Genomic DNA, 21184 nt, shown 5'->3' with positions numbered 1-21184 from the left:
TGGGTTACCTCGGCGAGTGTTCGCCTCATTCTCTGTGAGTTTACAGGCTGTTATACCCCGGAGGGATTCCGATAATATGTGGTCGCTCAATTCCAATAACAAGAGACGCGCGCCCCAGCGCGCTAGCCAAGGAGAACACTATGTTGAAATGGCGCTATTTGGTGACCGCCGCAATGCTCAGTGCGGCTACTGTTGCCCATGGGGTGGAGACCCGCACCGAGAACAATGGCCAACTGCAGTTACAGGACATTCCCCCAATCCCAGCGAACCTGGTGGAAGAACTCGACCGCTACCAGAACGTACGCTCAGCCAGTTTCCGTGGCTGGGATATGGAAGGCAGCGGTATGTATATCAGTACCCGTTTTGGGGAAGTGGACCAGCTGCACAAGGTAGAGCGCCCCGGCGGTACCCGTCGACAACTGACTTTTTTTGATGAACCTATCGGGGAGGTGCTTACCCGCCCCCAGCATCGGCAGCTGGCTTACACCATGGATGCCGGCGGCAACGAGTATGCGCAGGTTTTCCTGTTCGACAGCGCCAGCGGTAAGAGCAAAATGCTCAGCGACGGCGAATCGCGCAATGGCGTCATTCTTTGGAATAAACAGGGCTCGGCCCTCGCTTACCAGAGCACTCGTCGCGACGGCAGAGCCAACGATATCTGGCTAACCACTTTCGACGGCGGCAAAGATGAAGATCGCCTGATTCTAAAATCGGAGGATGGCAGCTGGTGGGGGCCCACTGACTTCTCTCAATCCGGCAGCCAGCTGCTGGTTCTGCAATATGTTTCCTCCACCCGTTCCAAGGTTCACTTATTGGAACTGGATAGCGGCGAAATAACATTGCTCTCCGGTGATGATGAAAAGGATTCTCGCAACTTTCCCGCCGGCTTCAGCTACGACGACCGCTCCATATACCTGGTTAGCGATAAAAATGGCGAATTTACCCAGCTGATCCGCAAAGACCTGGCCAGTGGTAATGAGAAGGTCATTACCGCTGATATTCCCTGGGATATCAGTAGCTTTGTCCTTAGTGAAGACGGCCGCCGCGGCGCTTTTGTGGCGAATGAAAATGGTATGTCTGCCCTGTACCTGTACAACCCGCGCAATGATCGCTATCGCAAAGTGGACTCACTGCCTATCGGCGTGATCGGCGCAACCGAATTTAATCCCAGTGGCGATAGACTGGCATTATCACTGAACACCCCCAAAACCCCCACCGATACCTTTGTACTGGAGCTGGGCCGCCAGCCTCTATCCAGTGGAGACCTCACCCGTTGGACCTTCAGCGAAGTGGGTGGCCTGGATACCGAGCAGTTTATCGAGCCCGAGCTGGTGCACTACCCTACTTTCGATCAGGTAAACGGCGAGCCGCGCAAGATTCCCGCCTTCGTCTACAAGCCCCGCGATATAAAGTCGCCTGTGCCGGTCATCATCTCTATTCACGGCGGCCCCGAAGCTCAATACCGCCCATTGTTTTCCAGCAAATACCAACTGTGGTTGAAGAAGTTGGGGGCCGCGGTAATAGCGCCTAATGTGCGCGGTTCCGCCGGTTACGGGAAAAGTTATCTGGCCATGGATAACGGCTACAAGCGTGAAGATTCTGTGAAAGATATTGGCGCGTTACTGGACTGGATCGCCACTCAGCCGGACCTGGATGCCAAGCGGGTCGCCGTCTTCGGCGGTAGCTACGGCGGCTATATGGTATTGGCCAGCAGCGTCCACTATTCGGATCGCCTAAAAGCAGCCGTGGATATTGTCGGCATCTCCAATTTCGTCACCTTCCTCACCAATACCAAGAGTTATCGCCGGGACCTGCGCCGCGTGGAATACGGTGACGAACGCGATCCGCAGATGCGCGAATTCCTGGAAGGCATCAGCCCCAATAACCATGTGGAAAAAATCCAGGTACCCATGTTTGTGGTGCAGGGTCAAAACGACCCCCGCGTCCCCGTCACAGAAGCGGAACAGATCGTGACGGCACTGCGAGAAAACGGCAATCAGGTTTGGTATATGAATGCGTTAAATGAGGGGCACGGCTACCGTAAAAAGGAGAACAATGATGTCTTCACCCAGGCTACCGCGCTGTTTTTTGCCGAACACTTGCTCGACGAAACACAGAAGGAAAAACTGACTTTAGTTGAGTAGTGCCAAAGGCTCTTCTAAATCGTAATGTTTAATAAGCGGCCTTAGGGCCGTTTATTTTTTTAAGGCTTCAATCTCAATGTTTCCACAACTGCGATCAGGTTGAGCGCTATGGCCAGCATCCACAGCCAGTGCCGGCTCTCAGGCCACAGGGCCTGGGAGATGGTGCGGTCTAGAAAATTGGTGATTAAAGTGACCTTAGGTAGCGCAAAGGAAAGCAGACAAAGAAAAGCCAACCACTCCAAGGCCATCCAGGTCACCAGCAGGGTGTGCGCGATAGACAGGGAAATCACTGCGCATAGCGTCAACCCCAGCAATATCACCTCGAGTGTCCCTGAGCGTTTCATTGGTCTCTTACACTTTCCCCACGAACATAGCCCCAGAACTTCGGGCAAGCACTCGGGTAAAAAATAGGATCTTTCACTCAGAGTAATTGCGTGCGCCAAAAATATCTGTGCCGATGCGCACAATGGTCGCGCCGCAGGCAATCGCCGCTTCCATATCGGCAGACATCCCCATAGAAAGTGTATCCAGCGCCTCATCGGGAAATAACTCTTGCAGAGACTGCAGCAAGCGCGCCATCTCAGCAAAAGGCTCGTACTGTTCTTGTACGTTTTGGCGAGCCGCAGGAATCGCCATCAAACCGCGCAGGCGCAGCCCGGGCAATTGCACCACTTCCCGCGCCAGTGTCTCCAAATCCTGTGGGGCTATGCCAGACTTGCTCTGCTCATTATCGATTTTGACCTGCAGGCAAATATTGAGGGGAGCCAAGTTAGCTGGTCGCTGGGATGACAGACGCTGGGCGATCTTCAGACGATCCACCGTATGCATCCAATCAAAGCGCTCGGCTACTGCGCGAGACTTATTCGACTGCAAGGGCCCGATAAAATGCCAGTGGATATCCAGATCTTGTAAGGCATCCTGTTTTTCCAGGGCTTCCTGCAAATAGTTTTCGCCAAAGTGACGCTGGCCGGCCGCATAAGCGATGCGCAAATCCTCCGCCGGGCGGGTTTTGGAAACCGCCAGCAGAGTGATTTCTGCAGGATCGCGATCGCAGTTGTTGCAGCAGGTCACAATCCGCTCACCTACTGCATTCAGGTTTTCGACGATTGTCGCTTTGCGCATATACTGAGGCCCTTACCGAAATGAGTGGCGATTTTACCTGAGCCCAAACAAGAACCATAAGGTAGCAGTATGGATATCACTGAACTCCTCGCCTTCAGCGCCAAACAAAACGCTTCGGACCTGCACCTCTCCGCAGGCCTGCCGCCGATGATCCGTGTGGATGGCGATGTGCGCCGTATCAACCTGCCGGCCATGGAACACAAGCAGGTGCACGGCCTGATCTACGAGATCATGAACGACAAGCAACGCAAGGACTACGAAGAATTTCTCGAGACCGACTTCTCTTTCGAGGTGCCCGGTGTAGCGCGCTTTCGTGTGAACGCCTTTAACCACAATCGCGGTGCCGGTGCAGTATTTCGGACCATTCCCTCCAGGGTTTTAACCATGGAGGATCTGGGCATGGGCCAAGTTTTCAAACAGATCTCCGATACTCCGCGCGGCCTGGTCTTGGTCACAGGGCCCACCGGCTCTGGTAAGTCCACCACCCTCGCCGCGATGATGGACTATATCAACGACAACAAATACGAGCATATCCTCACCATTGAGGATCCCATCGAATTCGTGCACGAATCCAAAAAATGCCTGGTGAACCAGCGCGAAGTGCATAGAGATACCCACGGCTTCGCAGAAGCATTGCGCTCGGCCCTGCGTGAAGACCCGGATATCATTCTGGTGGGTGAGATGCGTGACCTGGAAACTATTCGCCTGGCATTGACCGCAGCGGAAACCGGCCACTTGGTATTCGGCACCCTGCACACCACCTCCGCCGCCAAAACTATCGACCGGGTGGTGGATGTGTTCCCGGCGCAGGAAAAAGCCATGGTGCGTTCCATGCTATCGGAATCCCTGCAGGCGGTAATCTCGCAGACACTGCTGAAGAAAAACGGCGGTGGCCGTGTCGCCGCCCACGAAATCATGCGCGGCACCCCGGCAATCCGCAACCTGATCCGCGAAGACAAAATCGCGCAGATGTACTCCGCCATCCAGACCGGTGCCAGCGTCGGTATGCAGACCATGGACCAGTGCCTGGAAGACTTGGTGGCTCGCCGTATCGTCAGCCGCGAAGTCGCGCGGGAAAAAGCCAAGATGCCGGAAAACTTCTAAGCATTACCGGCCCTTCTTCAGTCAAAAAATAATACGCGGTAACAATCATGGATATAGAAAGACTCCTACAGCTGGTGGTAGAGAAAGGTGCATCGGATCTGTTTATCACCGCCGGTGTACCGCCTTCCATCAAACTGCACGGCCGCGTGGTGCCTTGCAGCAGCAGTGCACTCACTCCAGAAAAGGCACGCGAGCTGGTGGTGGGCACCATGAATGAGAAACAGCGTCGTGAGTTCGCCGAAAAAAAGGAATTAAACTTCGCCATCGCAGTGCGCAACGTAGGTCGTTTCCGGGTGTCGGCTTTCTTCCAGCGCAACTTGGTGGGTATGGTGCTGCGACGCATCGAAACAAAAATCCCCACCATTGACGGCCTCGGCCTGCCGGATGTACTCAAAGATCTGGCCATGACCAAGCGCGGGCTGATCATTTTTGTGGGCGCCACCGGTACCGGTAAATCCACCTCCCTGGCCTCGATGATCGGTCACCGCAATGAGAACACCAAGGGTCATATCATCACCATTGAGGACCCGATCGAATTTATTCACCAGCATCGCGGCTGTATTGTGACCCAGCGCGAAGTGGGTCTGGACACCGACTCCTTCGAAATCGCTCTGAAGAACACCCTGCGTCAGGCGCCGGATGTCATTCTGATTGGTGAGGTGCGCTCTCGCGAGACGATGGAACACGCCATTGCCTTCGCCGAGACCGGTCACCTGTGCCTGTGTACACTGCACGCCAACAATGCCAACCAGGCCCTCGACCGGATCATTCACTTCTTCCCGGCAGACCGTCACCAACAGCTGTTTATGGATCTATCCCTGAACCTTAAGGCCATGGTCGCCCAGCAGCTGGTGCCAACACCGGATGGCGACGGCCGCCGCGCCTGTCTGGAAATTATGATCAATACACCGCTGATGTCAGACCTAGTGCGCAAAGGCCAGGTGCACAAGATGAAGGAGTTGATGAAACGCTCCGGCGAACAGGGCATGCAGACCTTCGACCAGGCCCTGTACGAACTCTACGATCGCGGCGAAATTACTTACGAGGACGCCCTCGCCCACGCCGACTCCGCCAACGACTTGCGCCTGATGATCAAGCTCAAATCGGAATCCGATGCAGAGTATTTGAATAGCGCCGCCGGTGAGTTGAGTTTGCAAAATGACTCTGAGTACGGCGATGGTGGACCGCAGCTTTACTAACCCTTAATCCCCCAGGTTTATGCAATTAATACTGTAAGAAAAAAAGCGGGCATTTTGCCCGCTTTTTTTCGTTATTTTCACCAGGGAAAAGATAAATACTCAACATATCTCGGTAATCAGCGATTTAACCGAAGACAGCATACGCCGGCTTACCAGTGGTGCCTGCGTTACCCCCTCTAGCTCCACCCGATAATTCGCTCCATCTCTACGTAGGCCTGTAATAAACGCTACTGCCACCAATGCACTGCGATGTACTCGTACAAAGCGATCACCAAATTCGCTTTCCAACTCTTTTAATGACTCATCAAGGATCGTCTCGCCACCAGGGTGATGGGCCACCACATATTTGCTGTCGGCAACCAAACAGCGAATGCTGTCCACTTCCAGCAGCTCCACCCCCATACGGCTCACCGCTTTGATACGGCTGCGACCAGGATCCTTCTCGTCACTATTGACAAGCTTTTGTTGGGGTTTATTGAGGCGCTGCACCTTTACCAGCGCTTGGCTCAGCTGTTCAACACTAACCGGCTTGAGCAGATAACCCACTGCAGCAGTAGCGAAAGCCGGCAGGGCGAACTCATCGTGAGCGGTACAAAAAATTATCGCTGGTGGGCACTCGCGGGTGGAAAGTTGCTGGGCCAATTCCAAGCCACTGCCGCCGGGCATTTCTATGTCGAGCAATACCAGATCCGGGTCCAGTATCTGCACCTGTATCAGTGCGGAATCAATATCCGCCGCCTCACCTACCGGAATGCAGTTTTCGATTGTAGGCAACTGCCGCTGCAGGCGCGCGCGGGCCAGGGGTTCATCATCGACGATCAAAACTCGCAACTGGGTCACTCCATCACCTCAGTGTCTCTACTGGAATTTATGGCTGGTTTTGTTTCACGCTGAACCACTTCCCGGGGAAATAAGGGTAGTTGTAGGTTTACCCTGTAGTGGCCATTCACCCGACCGGCGGTAAACCTGAAGCGATCACCGTAATAGGCCGCAAGGCGCTGGCGAATATTCTCCACCGCCATACCGTTGCTTTCCCTGGTGGAACGCACAGTTTCCGCCGGAAGTGGGTTTTCAATATCAATACGCAATGCGCCGTCTTCGGTTTTTGCGGCCACTTTAATTGTTCCGCCCTCACGCAGCTGAGCCACACCGTGCAGAACGGCATTTTCAAGTAGGGGCTGCAACAACATACTGGGTACCTGTATATCCTCCAGAGCACCCTGTTGCTGCCATTGCTGCTGCAAACGCTCGCCCAAGCGCAGGGCCTCAATCTCCAGGTAGCGTTGGGACAATTGTATTTCCTGCGACAGCGGCACCAGCTTTGGGTCGGCCAGGCTGGCCCGAAACAACACGCACAAATCTTCCACCAGACGCTCAGCGCGGTCCGGGTCTACCGCGATCAGGCTGGCCAGGCTATTCATGCTGTTAAACAAAAAATGCGGCCGTATGCGCGACTGCAACGCCTCAATACGCGCACCCAGCTCCGCCTGTTGCTGGTTGTACAGCTGCTGCTGTAAATAGGCGTAGCGCAATACCACCCCGGCGCAGATAGCCCCCAGCAGGCAGTCGCTGGCCAGGCCCCACCAGTCGAAATCTGCCTGCAGCAATTGAGCACGCACATAGCGCTGCCCCCCCATTACCAACCCAAGCACGCCCAACACCGCAATAAAGCTGATAGCGCCGGCATGTTTGTGGGGTAATTTGGCTAGATAGGGGCGCAGTCGGCAAAGCACGGCGGCGCAGGGCAATATCACCCACTGAATCACCAGGGACACCAAGCCAAGACGCTGCCAACTGAAGTCGCGCAGCCCATCCAAGGCGAGTACCAGCACCAGCGCCAGTAGTTCCCCCATCAATACCAGTACAGCCAGTGCGGTAACACTGCACAAATCCGGCAGGAAAGGCACCTGCCCAGCAAGCGCAGAATCCTTGTTATTGATGTCAGTTTTTCGAATTTTCTGCGATATAATGCCCGGCGGCCTGGGAAGTGACATGCAGTTGTTATTCTTGATTGTCCCTGTATTCAAAGCGCACGATACCACCAAGCTCCCCGGCCTTTAACCTCACTGCAGCCAGGAAAACCATGAGCAACGACAAACCCGACTCCGCCACTAATCCCGCCGCCAAACTCTGGGGCGGCCGCTTCAGCGAAGCCACCGACGCCTTCGTAGAGCGATTCACTGCCTCAGTCACCTTCGATCAGCGCATGGCGCTGGAAGATATCCAGGGTTCCCTCGCTCATGCACAGATGCTATCCGAGGTGGGAGTATTGAGCGGTGATGAGTATCACCAGATTGCCGATGGCCTGAAAGAGATCGCTGCGGAGATTGAGGCGGGTAATTTTCCCTGGTCGGTGCAGCTGGAAGATGTGCACATGAATATCGAGGCACGCCTGACCGAGCGCATCGGTGCCACCGGTAAAAAACTGCACACTGGCCGCTCCCGCAACGATCAGGTCGCTACCGATATCCGCCTGTGGCTGCGCGGCCGCATCGATTTAATCGGAGCCGAATTAACGCGGCTGCAAACCGGGTTGGTAGACCTGGCCGAACGCGAAGCCGATACCATTATGCCCGGCTTTACCCACCTGCAGAGCGCGCAACCGGTTACCTTCGGCCACCACCTGCTGGCCTGGAATGCCATGCTCAGCAGGGATTTTGAACGCCTGATGGATTGCCGCAAACGGGTCAATCGCTCGCCCCTGGGTGCCGCAGCCCTGGCGGGCACCAGCTACCCAATCGACCGCGCGCGCACTGCCGAACTGCTGGGCTTCGATGCCCCGACCGAAAATTCCCTGGACTCGGTGAGCGACCGGGATTTCGCTATTGAATTCTGCGCCTTCGCCGCCCTGCTACTCACCCATTTGTCCCGCGCCAGCGAAGAGTTGGTGCTCTGGACCTCCAGCCAGTTCGACTTTATCGACCTGCCGGACCGTTTCTGCACCGGCTCTTCTATCATGCCGCAGAAAAAAAACCCGGATGTGCCCGAACTGGTGCGTGGCAAAACCGGCCGTGTGAACGGCCACCTGATTGCACTTCTGACCCTGATGAAGAGCCAACCGCTGGCCTACAACAAAGATAATCAGGAAGATAAAGAGCCTTTGTTCGACGCCGCCGACACCGCACTGGACTGCCTGCGCGCCTTTGCAGATATGGTGCCCGCACTCAAGGCAAAAAAAGAAAATATGCTAGCGGCAGCCGCCAAGGGTTTCTCCACTGCCACCGACCTGGCGGACTACCTAGTGCGCAAAGGCATTGCTTTCCGCGATGCCCACGAGATCGTCGGCCAGTCGGTTTCCTTTGCCATTGAACAGCAGAAAGACCTGGCGGAACTGAGCCTGGAGCAGCTACAACAATTCTCCACGGATATCGGCGAGGATGTCTTTGAAGTGCTGACCCTGGAGGGCTCGGTAGCCGCCCGCAACCATATCGGCGGTACCGCTCCCGATCAGGTTCGCAGCGCCTGTGCGCGAGCGCGGGCGCAAATCGAAGAACGCCACTGAGAACGAGTTCCAGCAGGGCAAAGCGCCCGGTTTTTTGCATCCGGGCGCCTGGGGTTCGGCCGATCAGTAAACCGGGATTACTATGATAATCCCAGATCGACCGGCTCCCCCTGCTGCTCTGTCAACACGCGATTGAGCAGGGTAGGCAGATTTTCCTCAGTGGTGCTGCACTTCCAGCCGGGCGCGGTAAAAGCCAGGTGGTAACCGCCCGACTTGGCGGCGACCCAGAGCTCCTGATTGGCAGACTGCCGGGAGAGAATTACCTGGCTGCCGTTATCCTCCAATGTCAGGGTGAGCACCGCACCGCTGCGCTCGTAATCGATATCCCAGTCGCAATTGTCCAGGGCATCCTCAATCGCCATCAGTGTGTGCTCAATGGCCGCTTCATATTCCGTCTGGCTCATCTTTTATTACTTCTGTTACCGTCTGCTGTGTTCAATCTATTGGCTCGCTATACTATCAGGCTTTTGCCGAACACCGCTCTAAAGCCCGAGTGCAGGATGTCACCCATGCCGAAAAAAATGCTCCTCCCCCTTTACGCCCTGCTGAGTGCGTCTGCACTCCTCAGCGGCTGCGGCCAGAAGGGACCGCTGTACCTGCCCCAGGCGCCGGCCGAACCCGCGCCAGCTATCACCACTGGCCCACCCACGACGGTGCCTACCAGCAGCACTGCGGTGGAGCCGGATGAGCCTGTACTTGCCCCTGCAGGGGAAGTTGTTGTGCCGGAGGGATATTCCGAACCGGACGACTATTCGCAACCTGAAGATTACCCTGAGCCGGAAGACTACCCGGAAGAGGGCTACCCAGAGGAGCAAGCACCGCAGAAATGAGTGAGTTCAGTTATCGCCAAGGCAGCCTGTGGGCGGAACAGGTATCACTGGAAGAGGTCGCCGAGCGTTTCGGAACCCCCACCTATGTCTATAGCCGCGCCCACTTCGAGCGCCAATATCAAGCCTATGCCGAGGCACTGGGCGGCCATCCGGGCCTGATCTGCTATGCGGTGAAGGCCAACAGCAATCTCGGTATCCTGTCTCTTTTGGCCCAGCTCGGCGCTGGTTTTGATATCGTCTCGGGGGGAGAACTTGAGAGGGTATTGCTGGCAGGAGGAGCCCCCTCGCGAATTGTATTTTCCGGTGTGGGCAAAACTGCAGAGGAGATGCGCCGCGGTTTGGAAGTGGGGGTGCACTGCTTCAATATCGAGTCGGAAGCCGAAATGCGCCGTCTTGAGCAGGTGGCAGCGGAATGCGAGGCTGTCGCCCCAATCTCGCTGCGGGTCAACCCGGACGTGGATGCGCAAACCCATCCCTATATTTCCACCGGCCTCAAGGAAAACAAATTCGGCATCGCGATCAATAGTGTCCTGGATGTGTATTTATACGCAGCGCGCTCGCCGCACCTGAGAGTGACCGGAGTAGATTGCCATATCGGCTCCCAGCTTACCGAAGTGGCACCCTTTCTCGATGCCCTCGACCGCCTGTTGGCACTGGTGGACACCCTCGCCTCTGAGGGAATCCAACTGGAACACCTGGACCTGGGTGGCGGCCTCGGGGTCCGTTACCGGGGTGAAGAACCCCCAGTGGTTGCAGACTATCTGCAAGCAGTTCTGGAGCGAATCGGCGAACGCCAGCTGGGACTGATACTGGAACCGGGTCGTTCGATTGCTGCCAACGGCGGCGTTTTATTAACCCGGGTTGAGTACTTGAAGCACACTGAAGGACACAACTTCGCTATTGTCGATGCGGCCATGAACGACAACCTGCGCCCCGCCCTTTACCAGGCCTGGCAGGACATAGTGCCAGTCACACCGGGCGACGGTGAGGACACGCTCTGGGATATCGTGGGTCCCGTTTGCGAAACCGGGGATTTTCTCGGCAAAAATCGCGCTCTGGCCCTTCGCGAAGGGCAGCTGCTGGCCATGTTGTCTGCAGGCGCCTACGGCTTCACCATGAGTTCCAACTACAATAGCCGCCCACGCGCAGCGGAAGTACTGGTGGATGGGGAGAATAGCTACCTGGTGCGCACGCGGGAAACCTTTGACGACCTGGTTCGGGGTGAGACCCCCGTGCCTGAAAAGGTGTGACGGTTTGTGTCATCCTTCCCCTTAATTACCACCCAAAAGAATACCGGGGCGCCAACAATAGCGGCGTCACCGGTGGCGAGCAGCCCTTGGATGGCCGGCTCAATCAGTCTTATAGAGAAATGGAATGCGCGTTAAATTCAGCAAGATGCACGGACTCGGCAATGACTTTGTGATGCTCGATGGCATCAGCCAGAGACTCAAGTTGTCCCCGGATAAAATTCGCCGAATCGCCAATCGGCGTCTAGGCATCGGCTGCGATCAGGTACTACTGGCAGAGCCGCCACGGGGGCCTGACGCGGACTTTCGCTATCGGATCTTCAATGCCGATGGTAGCGAGGTGGAGAACTGCGGCAATGGTGCGCGCTGCTTCGCCCGCTTCGTGCGCGAGCGCCGCCTGACAGGGAAAAAGCGGCTCACGGTCGAGACCGCTGGGGGAATGCTGCACCTGCGTGTACTCGATAACGACCAAGTCAGTGTCGATATGGGCGCTCCAGTTTTAGAGCCGGAGAAAATACCTTTCAATGCCGATCGTCGCGCGGATAGCTACCCACTGGAAGCTCATGACGAGACCTACACCATCGGCGCCATCTCCATGGGCAACCCACACGCGGTACTTCTGGTCGACGATATTCACAGCGCTCCGGTAGAGTCCCTCGGCCCCTCAATCGAGGCACATCCCCGCTTCCCCCAGAAAGTCAACGTGGGCTTCCTGCAAATTGACTCCCGCACCCAGGCGCAGCTACGCGTATTTGAGCGCGGCGTAGGCGAGACTCGTGCCTGTGGCACCGGTGCCTGCGCAGCCATGGTGTATGCCCGCCTGCGCAACTTGGTGGATGACCAGGTAGAAGTCCGCCTTCCCGGCGGGCCCCTGACGATCCACTGGAGTGGGCCGGGTCAGCCAGTTACTATGACCGGGCCCGCGACTACGGTTTTCCACGGGCAAATCATTATTTAAATAACTTCGCGCGCGGGCGAGCCTCACCTCCAATAGAGCACAGGGTTCACCACGCGTCTGCGCCAATGTGAACAGAATATGATGGAACACAAAGACGCCAATCAAACTTCTGATGAGATTGTCGCCGGCAACCACAGGGAAACCCAGCGCGATGACAAGTTGCTCGCGCGCCAGGTAGCTCGCTACCTAATGCAAAATCCTGAGTTTTTTGTCGAGCGCATGGATCTGCTCGAGACCATCAAACTACCGCGAGAAAACGGCAAGACCGTGTCGCTGATGACACATCACACCAACCTGCTGCGCGAACGCAATATCGAGATGCGCCAGCGCCTCGACCAGTTGCTACACAATGCCCGCGACAACGACCAGCTGTTTTTCAACAGCCGCCGACTCATCCTCGCCCTGTTGGAAGCACAGACCATCGGTGAGGCCACTGAGGCTCTCTACAGCAGTTTTTCCAACGACTTCGCTGTGGAATTCACCAGCCTGACCCTGTTTGGGCCACTCGCAATTCCAACCGACAGGCTCGGGGAAGTACGCACCAGCACGCTATCCAGCGCGGAAACAGCCATTGGCGCAATATTGCGCAATGGCCGGCCAATCTGCGGAATTTTGCGCCCCGGTGAGAAAGAGTATCTATTTGGTGAAAACTGGCAGGAGGTTGCCTCTGCCGCAGTGATCCCACTGGGTAACCAGCTGGGCATGCTGGCAGTTGGATCAACCGATCCACAATACTATCGCTCCAGCCTCGGCACCCTGTTTCTCTCTTACATTGGCGAAGTGCTGGAGCGCCTGTTGCCCAGGCTGCTGAACCCATGAGAGCGGTCAGCGCCTCTGCCAAGTCGATATGCTCAGGCCTATAAGGATTTCTTTGAGAAGAGATCTTGCCGCCAACCTGATATCAGGGGCGGCAAAGTTGAGGGACGCTAAATAGGGCGACTACCGTATTTAGGTTGCGGTTTGCGCGGGGGATCGGCGGTGACATCTGGATCAACTTCACTAATTGCCCCACCACTGGCTAAGAATTCCTCGACATCGGAACTCAGCTGGCTTCTGGCGCGTTCACGGGAGGTAATGGAGCGCTCTTCGGCAAATTCTTCGCTTTCCTTATTGCGAGCGTTCTTACCCTGATCTTCATAACCATCTTTCATAGCAAAACCCTGTAACCCTTACTCCTGTTACAGAGGGAGTACCTCTGTGCCGCCCCTTCCCGCGGCGTCAATGGAATTGAAAGCCACCGGGGTGACAATCACCTACCGCATTAAAAGCGGCGATTAATATATAGGCACTGACTAACCACGCTGCCAGCTGCAGGCACCGGAGCCCGTAGAGTTTTTTGTTGGGAGAAAATCGGGGGGATATTGCAGTTTGTTATGGGGATTTAAGCGCCAGAAGTGGAGAAACCCACTCGTTGGAGGCGTTCATGATCAAGTTTAAGAGGGCGGGCAAAAGCTAAAGCCCCTTACGGGGCTTAAAACGCTTGGATATCATTAAACAAAATACCCAAATTAGACGGCAATTGTTATACCGCTTCGCTACCGGTTTCGCCGGTACGGATACGTATCACTTCTTCCAATGCGGTAATAAAGATTTTGCCGTCGCCGATTTTTCCGGTCTGTGCCGCCTTGGTGATGGCCTCAACAGCCGCATCGACCATGCTGTCATCGACGGCCAGCTCCAATTTGACCTTAGGCAGAAAGTCCACCACATACTCTGCACCGCGATAGAGTTCGGTATGCCCCTTCTGGCGACCAAAGCCTTTCACTTCCGTCACCGTCATTCCCTGGACGCCGACTTCGGAAAGGGCAGTGCGCACATCGTCCAGTTTGAAGGGCTTCACTACGGCCGTTATTAATTTCATCTTGTGTCTTTCCCCTGGTTTATCTTCTTTGCGGGAACATCAAACCGGCGATCGCCCCAATTTCGGGGCGACGCCATTATAGAGCGGCTATTTGCTCATAAATTCCGGGTAAGCTTCCATTCCACACTCGGCCAAGTCAACACCCTCCATCTCTTCGTCTTCACTGACGCGGATACCGGTTACCAGCTTGAGCAGATACCAAACCGCCAGGGAGCTTACAAAAACCCAGATAAAGATGGTTAGCGCTCCAACCAGCTGGCCCACAAGGGTGGATTCCTCATTGGTGAGGGGCACCAGCAGCAGACCAAGCAGACCGACAACACCGTGAACGGAAATAGCGCCGACCGGGTCATCGATTTTGAGTTTATCCAGGGTGATGATGGAGAAGACCACCAGGATACCGGCAAACATACCGAACACAGTCGCCTGCAGCGCGGTCGGCGTGGACGGCTCCGCAGTGATTGCCACCAAGCCCGCCAGGGCACCATTGAGCAGCATCGTGAGATCGGCCTTGCCGAAGAGTAAACGAGCGGTAATCAGCGCGGCGATAGCGCCACCGGCAGCGGCAGTATTGGTATTCACAAATACCATGGCGACTGAGTGCGCACTGGCTGCATCGCCCAGCTTTAATACGGAACCACCATTAAAACCGAACCAGCCCATCCACAGGATAAAGGTACCGAGGGTCGCCAGCGGCAGATTGGCACCGGGAATCGCGTAGACCTGGCCGTTGGGGCCGTATTTGCCTTTGCGCGCGCCCAGTAATAGCACACCCGCCAAGGCGGCAGCCGCACCGGCCATATGTACGATACCGGAGCCGGCAAAGTCAGAGAAACCGAGATCACCCAGGCTATAGAGACCAAAAACTTTTTGGCTACCCCAAGTCCAGGAGCCTTCCAGCGGGTAGATAAAGCCGGTCAATACCACCGCAAAAGCGAGGAAGCTCCACAGCTTCATACGCTCGGCCACGGCACCGGACACGATGGACATGGCGGTGGCAACAAACACGACCTGGAAGAAAAAGTCAGAAGCAACCGAATAAACGGAATCGCCCTCAAATCCATTACTGGAGGAATCTGCCAGTACCGTATTGAGGCTAAATGCCTCTATACCAGAAAGCATCCAGCTGCCATCGTACATAATGGCGTATCCGGTAAGCAGATACATGATGCACGCTATCGCAAACAACGCGACATTCTTGGTGAGGATTTCTGTGGTGTTTTTAGAGCGCACCAGGCCGGCTTCCAGCATCGCGAAACCCGCGGCCATCCACATGACCAGTGCACCCATTACGAGGAAATAAAAAGTATCAATTGCATACTGCAATTGAAATATCTGGTTTTCCATGTTTCTCTCCGTACAAGTCTGGATATTGTTAAAATTATGTTTGGTTGCTATCGTTTCAGATGGCATCCCTGCCGGTTTCACCGGTTCTTATCCGCACTACCTGCTCCAGGTTGGCAACAAATATTTTTCCATCGCCAATTTTTCCGCTGTGTGCACTGGTGCCCAGCGTTTCCAACACCTTGTCTAACTGGGAATCCTCTACGGCGATTTGCAGCATAGTTTTCGGCAAAAAATCCACTACATATTCAGCACCCCGATACAATTCGGTATGGCCTTTTTGCCGGCCAAAACCTTTCACTTCTGTAACGGTAACGCCATTCACACCCACTTCTCTGAGGGCATCGCGCACGGCATCCAACTTAAAAGGTTTGATAATTGCGGTAATTAATTTCATGGACTCCCCCAAAAAACATGCCCGCAAATTATCGCGGGCGAATGGATTACCAAGTGTAGGTAGCACCAACTACCAGCGAGGGCTCACACCAGTCATAATCAAAGCACTCTTTTTTGCTCAAATTAGTTCCAACATATGCAGCACTCAAGTTCAACCCACCGAAATCTCTACTGAGCGTTGCGGAGTAATCGATATAGTTATCTTCCTCATAAAGAAACTCATCCTCCTTGAAAATATTGTAACCAACATGTAAATCCAGACTCAGCTCTGCAGGCAGTGAGAAACTGTATTCCGCAAAGGTGTAATAAAATTCATCGCTCTGCGCCCAATAATCGGGTGAGTACGCAAATCCTAGGGTCAGATCTTTAATGCTGAGGTTGCTATAAACTTCCCAGTAATCTTCATCTTGGTCACTGCCGTGATAGGCGTAATAGATATAGCCAACGTCGTAACTAATAGAGTCATTGATATCCGCGGAGAAACCGCCGTAAAAATCCTGCTCGTAATCGGTCTCATCAACTTCATAATCAAAGTCCACCTGTGAGGCCCAGGTGCCGACATAGAAACCGTTGCCAAAATCCAGATCTAGACCACCCTGAATTGCGGGATTTCTATCCTTTTGTGAGATACCCCGGAAACGATAATCTGAAACCATACCCAGGTTGGCGCTAAAACTGATGCCCTCTTCCTGAGAGCCACTGGAAGAGGTATTTTCTTCAGCATTCGATAGATTGGCAGTGCCCAACGCCAGTAAAGCGCCAGCGAAAATAGTGGCAATTTTATGCTTTTTAACTTCCACTTTATTTCTCCTAAATTTCTGTAGGCTGTATTTCAAGAGCTGTAATGGCGCCGCCTGCAATCGGTCCTGCACTGTCGGGTATGACAGAGGGTCTCTTGCGTCTTGTGAACCGCTACTTTCCCAGACTCCCAGTGATCGTAAATGGCACACCTACCCTTTCACTGCAGACTTGATGCCAATACAGCAATATTCAATAAAATCAATAAGTTAACGGAAAATCAGACAACCGGAATAAATACGAACAAAGAGCCCGCAAAGTCTCGCGCACCAAGATGGAACTGTTTGTCATCGCGCGCACAGAAATGGGGAATCTTGCAGAGGCAGAGTTCAGAATAGTGCACAAAGAGTCAGCTTTTGTGGCTATAGGGTGTGAGTTACAATCCTGTGCCAATAGATAAGTTTTAAACAGTAAGGAGTTGCCCGTGGCTGCGGACAAACTGCAACAACTCTTAAAAGAACTGCAACAGCAGGGCACAGTAGTCACTAATGACCTGCGCAGTGCCCTGGAGGTTTCACTGGATAAATTGCCGCTGGTCTCCCAGCGCGAGTTCGATACCCAAGTGGAGATACTGAGACGCACCAGGGAAAAACTGGCCCGCCTGGAAGATAAGGTGGAAATACTGGAGCAGGCCCTCGCACAGAGAGAGCGCAAACCCGAGGACTAGTCTCCCCACAAGCCGCCGCATCAAGGATGAAAATGTGAGCCTGTCAGTTACCTACACCCGGGCACAGTTGGGTGTTAACGCCCCACTGGTCACCGTTGAGACCCACTTGGCCAACGGGCTCCCCGCCTTCCATATCGTCGGCCTGCCCGAAGCCGCCGTACGCGAAAGCCGTGACCGGGTGCGCAGTGCCCTGATCAACAGTCATTTTGAATTCCCTCAGCGGCGTATCACCGTTAATCTGGCCCCCGCCGATCTACCCAAAGAGGGCGGGCGCTACGACCTCGCTATCGCTATCGGCATACTCGCTGCCTCTGGCCAAGTTCCCATTGAGCCTCTGGAAAGCTACGAATTTATTGGAGAGCTCGCCCTTACCGGCGGAATACGCCAAGTCAGCGGCGCACTCCCAGCAGCTATCGCCAGTGCCGCCGCCGAGCGTCTATTGATAGTACCCAACGAAAATAGTAGCGAAGCTGCCCTGGCCGGTAGCGAAATCGCTAGCGCAAACTCACTACTTGGGGTGTGTGCAGAACTGCACGGCAGGGAGAAACTACCACGCGGGGAAGTGCGAACGGAGCAAGTGATTACTCAGGCTGCGGACCTCGCCGATGTTCGCGGCCAGCTCAAAGCGAGGCGCGCATTGGAAGTCGCTGCAGCAGGAGGCCACAACCTACTGTTCTACGGACCACCGGGTACAGGCAAAACCATGCTGGCCAGCCGCCTGCCAGGCATATTGCCGCCACTGACCAGCCGTGAATCTTTAGAAGTCGCCGCCGTATACTCCAGCGCCGGCTTACCCCACCAAAGTCACAGGCCATTCCGCGCACCGCACCACAGCGCCTCCCCGACTGCCCTGGTCGGCGGCGGCAGCACCCCACGCCCAGGAGAAATTTCCCTGGCTCACCGCGGCGTCTTATTTCTAGATGAAATGCCAGAGTTTCCCCGCCATGCTTTGGAGATACTGCGCGAACCACTGGAGAATGGCGAGGTGCGTATTTCCCGCGCCAGAGCGCAAGTCACCTTCCCCGCCCACTTCCAGCTGGTGGCTGCCATGAACCCCTGCCCCTGTGGTTATCTGGGGGAACCGCGCTGCCGCTGCACCCCGGACCAGATAGACCGCTACCGCAACAAACTGTCAGGTCCACTATTGGATCGCATTGATATGCAGGTGGAAGTGGGGACAATGAGCGCGGTGCAACTGCAGGATTCTCCTCCCGGAGAGTCATCTGAAAGAGTGCGGGAGCGAGTCTGTAACGCCCGCCAACAGCAGTTGCAGCGGCAAGGGACGATCAACAGTCTGTTAAAAGGGGCACCGCTGGAAAACCATTGCGCACTGGGAGATACCGAAAAACTGCTACTGCGACAGTCAGTAGAAAAACTTGGGCTTTCCGCACGCAGTTACCATCGAGTGCTTAAAGTCGCGCGTACTCTGGCGGACCTCGCTAAACAGGAAAGAATTGGTACGGCACAAATTGCCGAAGCGTTGGCTTACCGGAATCTAGACAGGCGCCAGGCAAGTGTTCAAACACATTAAAAGCTCTTTACGCCCTCTAAATCTCGAATTTACCACCTGAGTGGACTCTCATTTTAAAACGTCATCAACTGTGTATTGCACTGGTATTTGACAGGTCAAAAATTATAGTTATCATGATAACTACAATATACGCCGCTGAATTAACCTTATGAATAATCACCTATTCATTATTGCCAGAATTTTCCCCAAGACAGAATTCTTTGCGCAAGCCAAGCAGGCCATCTTATCCATAGTGCCAAACACCCTCGAAGAGGAGGGCTGCCTCCAGTTCGCAGTGCACGAGGATGGGAAATGCCTATTTTTATACGAGGAGTGGCGCAGCCAGGAAGACTTAGAAAAGCATTACACCATGCCCTATATCGCTCCGATATTCGAAGCCTATAAAGAGTGGCTGAAAGAGCCGGTGGAGATCAATAAACTAGAGAGACTGGTCTAATGTTTTTTCTCAAAGAACTTCCCTCGCAACAAATGGTTGAAGGATATGCCAAACGATTTTCCGTAAAAGATCCCGGTGCCGTTCAATGCGCACTTACCATGATGCGGGATGCAAGCCTGTTATTACGGGAGCTGGAGAGCTATTTTACTGAGCACGGAACCTCCCAGCTGCGCTTCTTAGTGATGATTGTTATCGACCGGGAGCCATACAGAGACAATTTATTGGCTTCTGAAATCGCAGAGCGTATCGATGTTTCCCGGCCGGTAATGACACGAACCTTGAAAAGCATGGTGGAAGATGAGCTTATCGCTATGAAAATAGATTCCAGCGATGGTAGGGCAAAATGTGTAGCACTTACCAAGAGTGGAAAACAATTTTTACAGAAAATTTTGCCTGGGTATTTTAAGACAATCTCCAAATTCATGGAGGAACTGAACAAATGAAGGGACCGATAGTACACGCCCTGTGCATCTGGGCATTGGTTTACCCCATTGTTACTCTATTACTTCTGGGGATGCAGACACTGGAATTGCAAATTGCAATTGGTTTAAAAGCGCTAATAATGACCGTCATTTTGGTCCCACTAATGTATCTCTATCTTGTGCCAAAGGTACATCGCCTATTGGAAAAATTGCATTAAAACTAGGAAGGGATGAGTAAATATATATAGTACACCCCGACTTGGTTTTTCGCCGGGGACATTCAATGCTGTTCAGGCTTAGCCAGGAAGATCAATGGCTGACTAATGCTTCGAGGAACTAGTTAATATATGCCCCTGTTTCACACCAATATAAATCTTATCGAGAAAACCAAGATCCTTAAGGGGATTACCTTCCAGCACTAAGAAGCTACCCTCTGCACCTTCGGCAAAAAAGCCTAAGCGGCGTTCTGGAAACATCCACTTTGGCGTATCCATAGTTAGAGATTTCAACAATGCCTCTCTCGGTGCGATATCCAGGGTATCCAGGTAACGAATTTCACGGAGCACCGTACCAGAAAAATTGTCACTCCCCATTAATAAGGGGACCCCCGCTTTACGTAAACGATTGAGGTTGTCTCTCTGAATCGCCTGGATTTCTGATAATTCTTTCTCGGAATAATAGTGCCCTAAAGGCACACTAGCTGTAGCGATTAACTTGGTTCCATGCTCGACCGCTTCGGCAATGACAGCATCGCTTAACACATAATCCTGACTATCGAAACCTTCATTTCTTGCGATTCGGTAACCTGGTAAATGGCCCAGTACATCAACACCAGCCCTAATAGCAACCATAGCATCGTAGGCAGTGTCCACATGTGCCACGACTGGAATTCCAGATTGGTGAGCACGTTCTACTATATTCGGCACCAGTTCCGGATTGAGACCATTGACTCCAAGGTATTTTTTGTCTCCGTAGCGCTCCTCAAACTTTTCACTGCCAACAAGAACAATTTTGAGAAATCTTGGCGATTTTTCTTGGATACCAGGCCACACACGATAAAGATCTATCAAACTGTCTATGATCAATAGTCCATCTCTCCCCTCCTGAACCTCTTCCTCAGTAGGGTTTGATCGATCTTTAAAATAATGGGCGATCGGATGACCATCCGAGGCGGTCATGCAGTCTGAAGCAAATAAAACATCCATCGTTTCCGTACTGTTGAACCGTGCCTTGACTTCCTCCCCAAAACTGCACATTTGCACACTGTAAAACACCCCAGAGCTAACCTGTAGAGGCCCAAAATTCTTAATAGCCCAAGGGTTCTGCAAGTTGTGATTGTGCCCCTCCCCATAAGGAGGCACCACAAATTTTCCACTAGCATCAATGGTATAATCAACTTTTTGTGGTCGTGCCTTAGTCAAGGAACCATCCTCATCAACAAACCAAGTAGCCTGTTTAAAGTTCGTCCCATCAAACCACTTACCACCTTCAATAGCGAAGGAATTTGCACAATATGCTTGAGGAACAGCCACTGTAGACAATACTCCTACAAGTCCTAGTGCAAAAAAATTCCCTTTCCAGTGATCACCAATATTCTTTTTCAGCTTTTTTTTGATCATCGTA

General features: G+C 53.7%; 24 protein-coding genes. 13 read left to right on the top strand and 11 right to left on the bottom strand.

The features are described 5' to 3' along the window. Positions 1–140: 140 nt before the first annotated feature. A complete protein-coding gene (locus FIU95_RS00885; RefSeq protein WP_152450619.1) occupies positions 141–2144 on the top strand; it encodes an alpha/beta fold hydrolase in 2004 nt (667 codons plus the stop codon). A 59-nt stretch (positions 2145–2203) separates the two neighbouring features. Here the strand turns inward: FIU95_RS00885 and FIU95_RS00880 are convergent, their stop codons facing one another. Then, positions 2204–2488, bottom strand: a complete 285-nt coding sequence (locus FIU95_RS00880; RefSeq protein ID WP_152450617.1) for a hypothetical protein — start codon at positions 2486–2488, stop codon at positions 2204–2206. A gap of 73 nt (positions 2489–2561) precedes the next feature. After that, the gene (locus FIU95_RS00875; RefSeq protein WP_152450615.1) at positions 2562–3266 is read right to left on the bottom strand and encodes a YggS family pyridoxal phosphate-dependent enzyme; all 705 of its coding nucleotides are present in this window, start codon (positions 3264–3266) and stop codon (positions 2562–2564) included. Positions 3267–3335: 69 nt separating this feature from the next. Between FIU95_RS00875 and FIU95_RS00870 the strand changes: the two genes are divergently transcribed. Both FIU95_RS00870 and FIU95_RS00865 read left to right on the top strand, forming a co-directional pair. Then, the gene (locus FIU95_RS00870) at positions 3336–4370 is read left to right on the top strand and encodes a type IV pilus twitching motility protein PilT (protein WP_152450613.1); all 1035 of its coding nucleotides are present in this window, start codon (positions 3336–3338) and stop codon (positions 4368–4370) included. A 47-nt stretch (positions 4371–4417) separates the two neighbouring features. Continuing rightward, positions 4418–5569: a PilT/PilU family type 4a pilus ATPase gene (locus FIU95_RS00865; protein ID WP_152450611.1), complete on the top strand. Its 1152-nt coding sequence runs from the start codon at positions 4418–4420 to the stop codon at positions 5567–5569. Between the two features lie 99 nt (positions 5570–5668). Here the strand turns inward: FIU95_RS00865 and FIU95_RS00860 are convergent, their stop codons facing one another. Together FIU95_RS00860 and FIU95_RS00855 are read right to left on the bottom strand one after the other, a co-directional pair. Then, the gene (locus tag FIU95_RS00860) at positions 5669–6409 is read right to left on the bottom strand and encodes a LytTR family DNA-binding domain-containing protein (RefSeq protein WP_152450609.1); all 741 of its coding nucleotides are present in this window, start codon (positions 6407–6409) and stop codon (positions 5669–5671) included. Next, positions 6406–7563, bottom strand: coding sequence for a sensor histidine kinase (locus FIU95_RS00855; RefSeq protein ID WP_152450607.1), 1158 nt, complete (start codon positions 7561–7563; stop codon positions 6406–6408). The genes FIU95_RS00860 and FIU95_RS00855 overlap by 4 nt, the downstream gene beginning before the upstream one ends. An 89-nt stretch (positions 7564–7652) precedes the next feature. On the opposite strand from FIU95_RS00855, the gene argH reads away from it, so the two are divergent. Beyond that, positions 7653–9071, top strand: a complete 1419-nt coding sequence (gene argH / locus FIU95_RS00850; protein ID WP_152450605.1) for an argininosuccinate lyase — start codon at positions 7653–7655, stop codon at positions 9069–9071. Positions 9072–9151: 80 nt separating this feature from the next. On the opposite strand, the gene cyaY is transcribed toward argH, so the two are convergent. Then, entirely contained in the window at positions 9152–9475 is a 324-nt protein-coding gene (cyaY, locus tag FIU95_RS00845) for an iron donor protein CyaY (RefSeq protein WP_152450603.1), read from the bottom strand. Positions 9476–9580: 105 nt separating this feature from the next. Between cyaY and FIU95_RS00840 the strand changes: the two genes are divergently transcribed. The 4 genes from FIU95_RS00840 (at position 9581) to FIU95_RS00825 (ending at position 12925) form a co-directional block, all read left to right on the top strand. Then, positions 9581–9901 (top strand): lipoprotein, encoded by a 321-nt coding sequence (locus FIU95_RS00840; RefSeq protein WP_172975292.1) that lies wholly within the window; start codon positions 9581–9583, stop codon positions 9899–9901. Beyond that, positions 9898–11151, top strand: a complete 1254-nt coding sequence (lysA, locus tag FIU95_RS00835; protein ID WP_152450602.1) for a diaminopimelate decarboxylase — start codon at positions 9898–9900, stop codon at positions 11149–11151. Before FIU95_RS00840 ends, lysA begins: the two co-directional genes overlap by 4 nt. A gap of 124 nt (positions 11152–11275) precedes the next feature. Continuing rightward, positions 11276–12106 (top strand): diaminopimelate epimerase, encoded by an 831-nt coding sequence (gene dapF, locus FIU95_RS00830; protein ID WP_152450600.1) that lies wholly within the window; start codon positions 11276–11278, stop codon positions 12104–12106. A gap of 78 nt (positions 12107–12184) precedes the next feature. Beyond that, a complete protein-coding gene (locus tag FIU95_RS00825) occupies positions 12185–12925 on the top strand; it encodes a DUF484 family protein (protein ID WP_152450598.1) in 741 nt (246 codons plus the stop codon). Positions 12926–13032: 107 nt separating this feature from the next. Here the strand turns inward: FIU95_RS00825 and FIU95_RS00820 are convergent, their stop codons facing one another. The 5 genes from FIU95_RS00820 to FIU95_RS00800 form a co-directional block, all read right to left on the bottom strand. Further along, a complete protein-coding gene (locus FIU95_RS00820) occupies positions 13033–13257 on the bottom strand; it encodes a hypothetical protein (protein WP_152450596.1) in 225 nt (74 codons plus the stop codon). 371 nt (positions 13258–13628) lie between these two features. Then, positions 13629–13967, bottom strand: coding sequence for a P-II family nitrogen regulator (locus tag FIU95_RS00815; RefSeq protein ID WP_152450594.1), 339 nt, complete (start codon positions 13965–13967; stop codon positions 13629–13631). A gap of 87 nt (positions 13968–14054) precedes the next feature. Continuing rightward, a complete protein-coding gene (locus FIU95_RS00810) occupies positions 14055–15314 on the bottom strand; it encodes an ammonium transporter (RefSeq protein ID WP_152450592.1) in 1260 nt (419 codons plus the stop codon). 55 nt (positions 15315–15369) lie between these two features. Then, on the bottom strand, positions 15370–15708 hold the full coding sequence (locus tag FIU95_RS00805) for a P-II family nitrogen regulator (protein WP_152450590.1): 339 nt from the start codon (positions 15706–15708) through the stop codon (positions 15370–15372). A 46-nt stretch (positions 15709–15754) separates the two neighbouring features. After that, the gene (locus tag FIU95_RS00800) at positions 15755–16507 is read right to left on the bottom strand and encodes a TorF family putative porin (RefSeq protein WP_152450588.1); all 753 of its coding nucleotides are present in this window, start codon (positions 16505–16507) and stop codon (positions 15755–15757) included. Positions 16508–16929: 422 nt separating this feature from the next. Between FIU95_RS00800 and FIU95_RS00795 the strand changes: the two genes are divergently transcribed. The 5 genes from FIU95_RS00795 (at position 16930) to FIU95_RS00775 (ending at position 19779) form a co-directional block, all read left to right on the top strand. Beyond that, positions 16930–17172: an accessory factor UbiK family protein gene (locus FIU95_RS00795; protein ID WP_152450586.1), complete on the top strand. Its 243-nt coding sequence runs from the start codon at positions 16930–16932 to the stop codon at positions 17170–17172. 34 nt (positions 17173–17206) lie between these two features. Next, positions 17207–18703: a YifB family Mg chelatase-like AAA ATPase gene (locus FIU95_RS00790; RefSeq protein WP_152450584.1), complete on the top strand. Its 1497-nt coding sequence runs from the start codon at positions 17207–17209 to the stop codon at positions 18701–18703. Positions 18704–18851: 148 nt separating this feature from the next. Further along, positions 18852–19139, top strand: a complete 288-nt coding sequence (locus FIU95_RS00785) for a putative quinol monooxygenase (RefSeq protein ID WP_152450582.1) — start codon at positions 18852–18854, stop codon at positions 19137–19139. Continuing rightward, positions 19139–19582, top strand: a complete 444-nt coding sequence (locus tag FIU95_RS00780; RefSeq protein ID WP_152450580.1) for a MarR family winged helix-turn-helix transcriptional regulator — start codon at positions 19139–19141, stop codon at positions 19580–19582. The genes FIU95_RS00785 and FIU95_RS00780 overlap by 1 nt, the downstream gene beginning before the upstream one ends. Beyond that, the gene (locus FIU95_RS00775) at positions 19579–19779 is read left to right on the top strand and encodes a hypothetical protein (protein WP_152450578.1); all 201 of its coding nucleotides are present in this window, start codon (positions 19579–19581) and stop codon (positions 19777–19779) included. The genes FIU95_RS00780 and FIU95_RS00775 overlap by 4 nt, the downstream gene beginning before the upstream one ends. A 102-nt stretch (positions 19780–19881) precedes the next feature. Here the strand turns inward: FIU95_RS00775 and FIU95_RS00770 are convergent, their stop codons facing one another. After that, complete coding sequence (locus tag FIU95_RS00770; RefSeq protein ID WP_152450576.1) at positions 19882–21180, bottom strand: amidohydrolase family protein; 1299 nt, start codon at positions 21178–21180, stop codon at positions 19882–19884. Positions 21181–21184: the final 4 nt, after the last annotated feature.

Origin of the sequence: Microbulbifer sp. THAF38 (assembly GCF_009363535.1) — a bacterium.
In the GTDB taxonomy this organism is placed as follows: domain Bacteria; phylum Pseudomonadota; class Gammaproteobacteria; order Pseudomonadales; family Cellvibrionaceae; genus Microbulbifer.
The sequence above is the reverse complement of the archived record's forward strand: the minus strand, read 5'-3'. Positions and strand labels throughout refer to the sequence as shown.

Bases quoted from the DNA above. Each gene is read 5' to 3' on its own strand.
- FIU95_RS00870 (WP_152450613.1), top strand. From the start codon at position 3,336: ATGGATATCACTGAACTCCTCGCCTTCAGCGCCAAACAAAACGCTTCG.
- FIU95_RS00820 (WP_152450596.1), bottom strand. From the start codon at position 13,257: ATGAAAGATGGTTATGAAGATCAGGGTAAGAACGCTCGCAATAAGGAA.
- FIU95_RS00780 (WP_152450580.1), top strand. From the start codon at position 19,139: ATGTTTTTTCTCAAAGAACTTCCCTCGCAACAAATGGTTGAAGGATAT.
- FIU95_RS00855 (WP_152450607.1), bottom strand. From the start codon at position 7,563: ATGTCACTTCCCAGGCCGCCGGGCATTATATCGCAGAAAATTCGAAAA.
- FIU95_RS00880 (WP_152450617.1), bottom strand. From the start codon at position 2,488: ATGAAACGCTCAGGGACACTCGAGGTGATATTGCTGGGGTTGACGCTA.
- dapF (WP_152450600.1), top strand. From the start codon at position 11,276: ATGCGCGTTAAATTCAGCAAGATGCACGGACTCGGCAATGACTTTGTG.
- FIU95_RS00865 (WP_152450611.1), top strand. From the start codon at position 4,418: ATGGATATAGAAAGACTCCTACAGCTGGTGGTAGAGAAAGGTGCATCG.
- FIU95_RS00885 (WP_152450619.1), top strand. From the start codon at position 141: ATGTTGAAATGGCGCTATTTGGTGACCGCCGCAATGCTCAGTGCGGCT.
- FIU95_RS00815 (WP_152450594.1), bottom strand. From the start codon at position 13,967: ATGAAATTAATAACGGCCGTAGTGAAGCCCTTCAAACTGGACGATGTG.
- FIU95_RS00825 (WP_152450598.1), top strand. From the start codon at position 12,185: ATGATGGAACACAAAGACGCCAATCAAACTTCTGATGAGATTGTCGCC.
- lysA (WP_152450602.1), top strand. From the start codon at position 9,898: ATGAGTGAGTTCAGTTATCGCCAAGGCAGCCTGTGGGCGGAACAGGTA.
- cyaY (WP_152450603.1), bottom strand. From the start codon at position 9,475: ATGAGCCAGACGGAATATGAAGCGGCCATTGAGCACACACTGATGGCG.
- FIU95_RS00810 (WP_152450592.1), bottom strand. From the start codon at position 15,314: ATGGAAAACCAGATATTTCAATTGCAGTATGCAATTGATACTTTTTAT.
- FIU95_RS00785 (WP_152450582.1), top strand. From the start codon at position 18,852: ATGAATAATCACCTATTCATTATTGCCAGAATTTTCCCCAAGACAGAA.
- FIU95_RS00770 (WP_152450576.1), bottom strand. From the start codon at position 21,180: ATGATCAAAAAAAAGCTGAAAAAGAATATTGGTGATCACTGGAAAGGG.
- FIU95_RS00805 (WP_152450590.1), bottom strand. From the start codon at position 15,708: ATGAAATTAATTACCGCAATTATCAAACCTTTTAAGTTGGATGCCGTG.
- argH (WP_152450605.1), top strand. From the start codon at position 7,653: ATGAGCAACGACAAACCCGACTCCGCCACTAATCCCGCCGCCAAACTC.
- FIU95_RS00875 (WP_152450615.1), bottom strand. From the start codon at position 3,266: ATGCGCAAAGCGACAATCGTCGAAAACCTGAATGCAGTAGGTGAGCGG.
- FIU95_RS00775 (WP_152450578.1), top strand. From the start codon at position 19,579: ATGAAGGGACCGATAGTACACGCCCTGTGCATCTGGGCATTGGTTTAC.
- FIU95_RS00840 (WP_172975292.1), top strand. From the start codon at position 9,581: ATGCCGAAAAAAATGCTCCTCCCCCTTTACGCCCTGCTGAGTGCGTCT.